Origin of the sequence: Rhodovulum sp. (assembly GCF_011048875.1) — a bacterium.
Classification (GTDB): Bacteria; Pseudomonadota; Alphaproteobacteria; order Rhodobacterales; family Rhodobacteraceae; genus Rhodovulum; species Rhodovulum tesquicola.
The window spans coordinates 1-5,828 of record NZ_DSDD01000362.1 but is presented as its reverse complement, the minus strand read 5'-3'; the positions used below and the strand labels follow the sequence as shown (position 1 = coordinate 5,828).

5 protein-coding genes and 1 pseudogene are annotated in these 5,828 nt (G+C 66.1%); 2 read left to right on the top strand and 4 right to left on the bottom strand.

The window, feature by feature from the left end; all coding sequences use genetic code 11:
- Both ENN83_RS12705 and guaA read right to left on the bottom strand, forming a co-directional pair.
- Positions 1–366, bottom strand: a 366-nt coding sequence (locus ENN83_RS12705) for an EamA family transporter (RefSeq protein ID WP_414707664.1), incomplete at its 3' end; no start/stop codon positions are given.
- The gene (gene guaA, locus ENN83_RS12700) at positions 363–1,922 is read right to left on the bottom strand and encodes a glutamine-hydrolyzing GMP synthase (protein WP_287187528.1); all 1,560 of its coding nucleotides are present in this window, start codon (positions 1,920–1,922) and stop codon (positions 363–365) included. The genes guaA and ENN83_RS12705, both read right to left, overlap by 4 nt.
- 310 nt (positions 1,923–2,232) lie before the next feature.
- Here guaA and ENN83_RS12695 point away from each other — a divergent pair.
- Positions 2,233–3,307 (top strand): annotated as a pseudogene (locus tag ENN83_RS12695) (trimethylamine methyltransferase family protein); the annotation flags it as partial.
- A gap of 19 nt (positions 3,308–3,326) precedes the next feature.
- Here ENN83_RS12695 and ENN83_RS12690 read toward each other — a convergent pair.
- Complete coding sequence (locus ENN83_RS12690; RefSeq protein WP_287187526.1) at positions 3,327–3,629, bottom strand: DUF6477 family protein; 303 nt, start codon at positions 3,627–3,629, stop codon at positions 3,327–3,329.
- Positions 3,630–3,859: 230 nt separating this feature from the next.
- Here ENN83_RS12690 and ENN83_RS12685 point away from each other — a divergent pair, with 230 nt between their 5' ends.
- Positions 3,860–4,954 carry a DUF6456 domain-containing protein gene (locus tag ENN83_RS12685; protein ID WP_287187524.1) on the top strand — a complete coding sequence of 365 codons (1,095 nt, stop codon included), beginning with the start codon at positions 3,860–3,862 and terminating at the stop codon, positions 4,952–4,954.
- Here the strand turns inward: ENN83_RS12685 and ENN83_RS12680 are convergent.
- Positions 4,951–5,685: a VIT1/CCC1 transporter family protein gene (locus tag ENN83_RS12680; RefSeq protein WP_287187522.1), complete on the bottom strand. Its 735-nt coding sequence runs from the start codon at positions 5,683–5,685 to the stop codon at positions 4,951–4,953. The genes ENN83_RS12685 and ENN83_RS12680 overlap by 4 nt on opposite strands.
- Positions 5,686–5,828 lie beyond the last annotated feature (143 nt).

Below are 5,828 nucleotides of genomic sequence, written 5' to 3'. Positions count from 1 at the left end.
GCCCAGGGTCAGCGCGGCCAGAAGCGCGACCCAGAGCGGCGCGTTGAATTCCATGGCGAAGACCTGCGCCAGCGGGATCAGCGCCAGAGCAAGAAACCAAAGATTCTGCCCGGTGAAGTGAAAGACATTGCGGACGAAATGCAGGCCGAGCCTCTGGCGCGACACTTCGCCCAGCCGCCCCGCCAGCCCCGCGAGGCCGACCACCAGCACGATCCCGATCACCGAACGGTAGAGCATCAGCTCGAACGTATCGAGTTCCACCGACATCGCCCGCCCGGCCAGCGCCATCGACGAGAAGGACAGGATCGCCCCGGTCATCCACAGCGCAGCGCGAGGGATGTCCGGGCCGCGCGCCGGAAGGCTCACTCCCACTCGATGGTGCCGGGCGGCTTCGACGTGATGTCGTAGGTGACCCGGTTGATACCCTTGATCTCGTTGATGATCCGGGTTGCCGTCTCGGACAGGAAGTCATGGGTGAAGGGATAGTAATCAGCGGTCATGCCATCCACCGACGTCACGGCGCGCAGCGCGCAGGCGTAATCATAGGTCCGCCCGTCGCCCATCACGCCGACGGTGCGCACGGGCAGAAGTACGACGAAGGCCTGCCAGATCTGGTCGTAAAGCCCGTGGCGGCGAATCTGGTCGATATAGACCGCATCTGCCTTGCGCAGGATCGCCAGCTTTTCGCGGGTGATCTCGCCGGGGCAGCGGATCGCGAGGCCGGGGCCGGGAAAGGGATGGCGGCCGATGAAGCTGGCGGGCAACCCCAGTTCATGGCCCAGCGTGCGCACCTCGTCCTTGAACAGCTCGCGCAGCGGCTCGACCAGCTTCAGACCCATCTTCTCGGGCAACCCGCCCACATTGTGATGCGACTTGATCGTGACCGAGGGGCCGCCCGAAAAGCTGACCGACTCGATCACATCGGGGTAGAGCGTCCCCTGCGCCAGGAATTCGGCGCCGCCAACCTCGGCCGCGTGTTTCTGGAAGACGTCGATGAACAGCTTGCCGATGGTCTTGCGCTTCACCTCGGGGTCGGAAACGCCGCCGAGCGCGCCAAGGAACAGGTCGCTTTCATCGGCATGGATCAGCGGGATGTTGTAATTGTCGCGGAACATCGCGACGACCTCTGCTGCCTCGTTCTGGCGCAACAGGCCGTGATCGACGAAGACGCAGGTCAGCTGGTCGCCGATCGCCTCGTGGATCAGCACGGCGGCCACGGACGAATCCACGCCGCCGGACAACCCGCAGATCACCTTGGCATCGCCCACCTGTGCACGGATCTTCGCGATCGCTTCCTCGCGATAGGCGCCCATGGTCCAGTCGCCGCGGAACCCGGCAAGGCGGATGAAATTCTCGTACAGCGTCCGACCGTTCGGGGTGTGATGCACCTCGGGGTGGAACTGCACGGCATAGAAGCGGCGCGCGGGATCGGCGGTGATCGCGAAAGGCGCCCCGGGCGAGGTACCCAGAACCTGGAAACCCGGCGCAATTTCAGCGACATGGTCGCCATGGCTCATCCAGACCTGCTCGCGCCCGCCCTGGAACCAGCCGGACAGGAACTCGTCGCCCCGGCCCGCCTGTTCGACATAGGCGCGGCCGAATTCCGCGGTGGCATGTTCGCCCGCCTCGACCCGGCCGCCGAGGTCCTGCATCATCACCTGCTGGCCATAGCAGATGGCGAGGATCGGCACGCCCAGCCCATAGACCGATTGCGGCGGGCGCGGACTGCCCGCGCGCATCACCGAATCCGGACCGCCCGAGAAAATCACGGCCCTTGGTGCGAAATCCGCAAGGAAGCTGTCGGTGACCTTCTGGTAGGGATGGATTTCACAATAGACATTCAACTCGCGCAGCCGACGCGCGATGAGCTGGGTCACCTGAGAGCCGAAATCGATGATGAGGAGGCGATCATGCTGGGTCATGGCCGACTGATAGGCCCGGGCGGGAGCCTGCGCAAGCCCGCGCCGAGCCATCAATGGCGCGACGCCGCAGCGCGGCGACGGAACTCAAGGGATGTCGCACGTGGCGCAGGATGGGGCGAAAACCGTCCGGCGCAAAGCGCGCCTCTTGCGCCAGATGAGCGCGCGGCGGACCGGGCCAGCGACGGGAGAAGGGCATGGGCGAAGCGGTAGAGCGGGACACGCGCAGCCGTGGCGGCGGTGGGGCAGCGCGCCGGGCGGCGCGCACCGTCCTGTCGGTCGAGACCGCGCGCTTCATCGAGCGCAACATTCCCGGATCGAGGATTTCCGCCGCTTCGTGCGGCTGGGCCAGATGTCGAAATGGCTGCACCATTCCGGCGGCACGGTCTGCGAGCCGACCGATATGGCCGTGAACAAGCGCCGCCTCGACATGCTGCTCGCGCATGTGACGCTGTCGGACAAGCCGTTCATGGGCTCGGTCACCGAACCCTCGCGCGCGCGGGATCCCGTCGAGATGTGCGAGATCCTGTTCGGACGGGAGTTTGTCGCACAGAACGCCGTGATGACCTCGCTCATCAACATCAACTCTCCGCTGACCTTCGACCCCACGATGATGGGTGCGCTCGAGGTCCATGCCGCGGCGAACCAGGCCTGCATCGTCTCGCCCTTCATCGTCGGCGGCGCGATGGCGCCGGTGTCGGTCGCGGGCACACTGACCCGGGTTCTGACCGAGGTGCTGGCGGGTGTGGCCTATTCCCAGCTGATCCGGCCCGGTGTGCCGGTGATCTTTGGGGCCTTCGTGACCTCGATCGACATGAACTCCGGCGCGCCCACCTTCGGCACGCCCCAGGCCAGCCAGATCCTGTTCGGCGCGGGCCAGCTGGCCCGACGGCTGGGGCTGCCGTTCCGGTCGGGCGGGGGCTTGTGCGGGTCAAAACTGCCCGATGCGCAGGCGGCCTGCGAGTCGGCCAACACGCTGAATAGCGCGCTGCTGGCTGGGAGGCGGGCTGGTCGCGAGCGTCGAGAAATTCGTGATGGACGCCGACCAGTTGGGCGCGCTTTACAGGCTGGCCGAGGGGGTGACGTTGGACGTCCAGGCACAGGCGATGGACGCATTGGCCGAAGTGGGAGCGAGCGGCCATTTTCTGGGCTGCGCCCATACTCGGGCGCCTTTCAAGGAGGCGTTCTGGCGGTCCGATCCGCTCGATTACAAGCCCTTCGAGACCTGGGACGAGGAAGGCGCGCGCGACACCGTCAGCCTGGCGGCCGACCGGGCGAAGGCGATGCTGGGGCGCCATCAGCCGCCGGCCATGGACGAAGGCGTGCGCGAGACTCTGGACAGCTATGTGGCACGCCGCAAGAAGGAGATGCCAGACGCCTTCATGTAAGCTCCCGCAGGTCGTCAGCTCAGGCCGCCAATCGCTCGGGGTAGGCTGCGGCCAGCGTGCGGGCTTCGGCCATCAGAGCGATCAGGACCTCGATATGGCGAGCGTAGGAATACCCGGCATCGCCGCGGCAGCGGCGCTCGTCCATGCCGGCTTCGATTTCGATCAGCCGGTCGATCACCGCGGCCGGGTTCGAATGCCGATGCCCCGGAAGCAGCCGGGCAAGGTCGCGGTCGCGACGATAATCGGCCAGGCCGAAGCGTGCGGCCTGGACCATCAGGCGAGGGCGGCGGAGCCGGGAGAGCTCGGTGGTAAACCGGGTCATTTCAAAACCTCCGATATGTCGTTCGAAGGCAGAATTGCACAACCCTGACGGGTGTTGCGTCTCTGTGAAAAACTGCGTACGGAGGTTTCATGAATCTTTACCGTTTAGAAACAATACTAAGCATCGCGACGTTTGTTAACCGAACGGTAACTAATTCAACCTTGGATTGCATTCGACCTTGGGGGCGAAAGACCCGTCCGGGTGCATCAGGATCAGGAGAAAGCCGCGATATGGATTGCGTCTCACCGTCGGAAACCGCCCCGGCCTGGCTGCCGAATGCGGCGCGCTTGTATCTTGCTCATACCGAGGGGGGCTGTTCGCTGCGTGAACTCGCGCGCATGGAAGGCTGTCATCCTTCGACCGTCCTCCGCCAGATCCGGCGGGTCGAGACGCGGCGCGACGATCCCCTCGTCGATGAGGCCCTCACCCGGCTGGGTGCCCAGGCCCGGACGGCCCGGTCGCGAAAGGAGACCCCCCCGATGACCGCCACGATCCGCGTGGACCGGCCGACAGCGGACGATCCGACGATCCAGCGAGAGGCCCGCCGCATCCTGCGCCGCCTGAACGAGCCCGGCGCCTTTCTTGCCGTCGCGCATGACATGGAAAAGGCCGCGGTCCTGCGCGAAGGTCCGGATGGCCATACCAGCCGCGTCGCCGTCGTGGAGCGTTCGGTGGCCGAGGTCTTTGCGCTGAGGGACTGGATCGGCTGCCGCACCCGCGGGCGCGTCACGATCTACGAGATCACGTCGGCCGGTCGTGCCGCGTTGAAGCGCATTCTCGCCGGGGACGAGGCCCGCCAATCCGGACAGGCCGAAGCCGGATCGCCCTATGGCGATCAGCATCGCGACTGGGAGACGGCAACCGACGAAAAGGCCGAGCGCATCCGCTACAACCGCGCCGAGTCGCCGCTGTCCATCCTCGGACGGCGCCGCGACAAGGACGGCAAGCCGTTCCTTGCGCCCGATCTCGTCGCGGCGGGCGAGCGGCTGCGCGAGGATTTCGAGATATCCCAGATGGGACCGCGGATCGCGCAGAACTGGGAACGTTTCCTGACCGGCGGCCAGCGCGGCGGGTTCCAGCCCGGTTCGGGGCCGCTCAACGGCCCGACGGATGCGCGCGAACGCGTGGTTTCGGCGCTGCGTGATCTCGGGCCGGGTCTGGGCGACGTGGTCCTGCGCTGCTGCTGCTTTCTCGAGGGGATGGAGCAGGTGGAGGACCACATGGGCTGGTCCGCGCGGTCGGGCAAGATCGTGTTGCGGATCGCGCTGCAGCGGCTCAAGCTGCATTACGAACGTCTCGGCGAGGATGCCGGACTGATCGGCTAGGCGCCGGCCCCCACCACCATCCCCACGACATAGGCGACCACCGCGCAGACACCGCCCACCAGCATCGTCTCGCCGACCGACCGCCCAAGGCCCAGCCCGGTCGCGTTCCAACGCAACAGCCCCAATGCGCCCAACGCGCAGATCGTCGCGCCAATCGACAGCACGAAGGTCGGCGGCTCGGCAGGGAGCAGGAAATAGGGCACCAGCGGCACGATTCCGAAGACCACGAAGGACAGGAAGGTAAACAGCCCGTTGATTGCCGGGTTGTCCTGGTCAGGATGGCCCATCCCGTTCTCGTAACGCATCAGCATCTCTGCCGTCATGTCGGGCGTGCGCGTGATGATCGCGGCGGCCGAATCGGCATCGGTGGGCGACAGCCCGCGGCCCCGCAGAAGACCGGCAAGCCGCGCGCGTGCCTCGGCCGGGTCATGGCGGATCGCGGCGATCCTGCGGGCCTTCTGGGCGCCGTAAAGGTCCCGCTGGGCCCTTCCCGAAAGAAACTCGCCGAGGCCCATCGAGACGGCATCTGCCAACAGGTTGGCCATTCCGAACACCAGAACCGCCACCGCACCGATCTGGGCGACGCCATCGGCATGCGCGCCCGCAAAGCCCGCCACCACGGCAAAGGTGGTGACGATCCCGTCATTCCCGCCATAGACGATCTGCTTGAGGAATTCCTGGGTCCGACCCAGCCGAAAGGGCCGGTACGGGGCATGATCGGCCTGGGTCATGGGGCCTCCTTGAAGGGTTCTGATACCAACGGCCTTGGCTTCTGACCGCTTTGGCATAATCGCGGTTTGTGATGGATCGGACGGTGGCGATGTCGTTGGCGAAGAAGTTCCAGGCTTCGCAGCATCGGGTGACGATTTCCTCG

What these genes read in the sequence shown, in the direction of transcription:
- guaA (WP_287187528.1), bottom strand. Translation starts at nt 1,922, where the DNA reads ATGACCCAGCATGATCGCCTCCTCATCATCGATTTCGGCTCTCAGGTG.
- ENN83_RS12685 (WP_287187524.1), top strand. Translation starts at nt 3,860, where the DNA reads ATGGATTGCGTCTCACCGTCGGAAACCGCCCCGGCCTGGCTGCCGAAT.
- ENN83_RS12690 (WP_287187526.1), bottom strand. Translation starts at nt 3,629, where the DNA reads ATGACCCGGTTTACCACCGAGCTCTCCCGGCTCCGCCGCCCTCGCCTG.
- ENN83_RS12680 (WP_287187522.1), bottom strand. Translation starts at nt 5,685, where the DNA reads ATGACCCAGGCCGATCATGCCCCGTACCGGCCCTTTCGGCTGGGTCGG.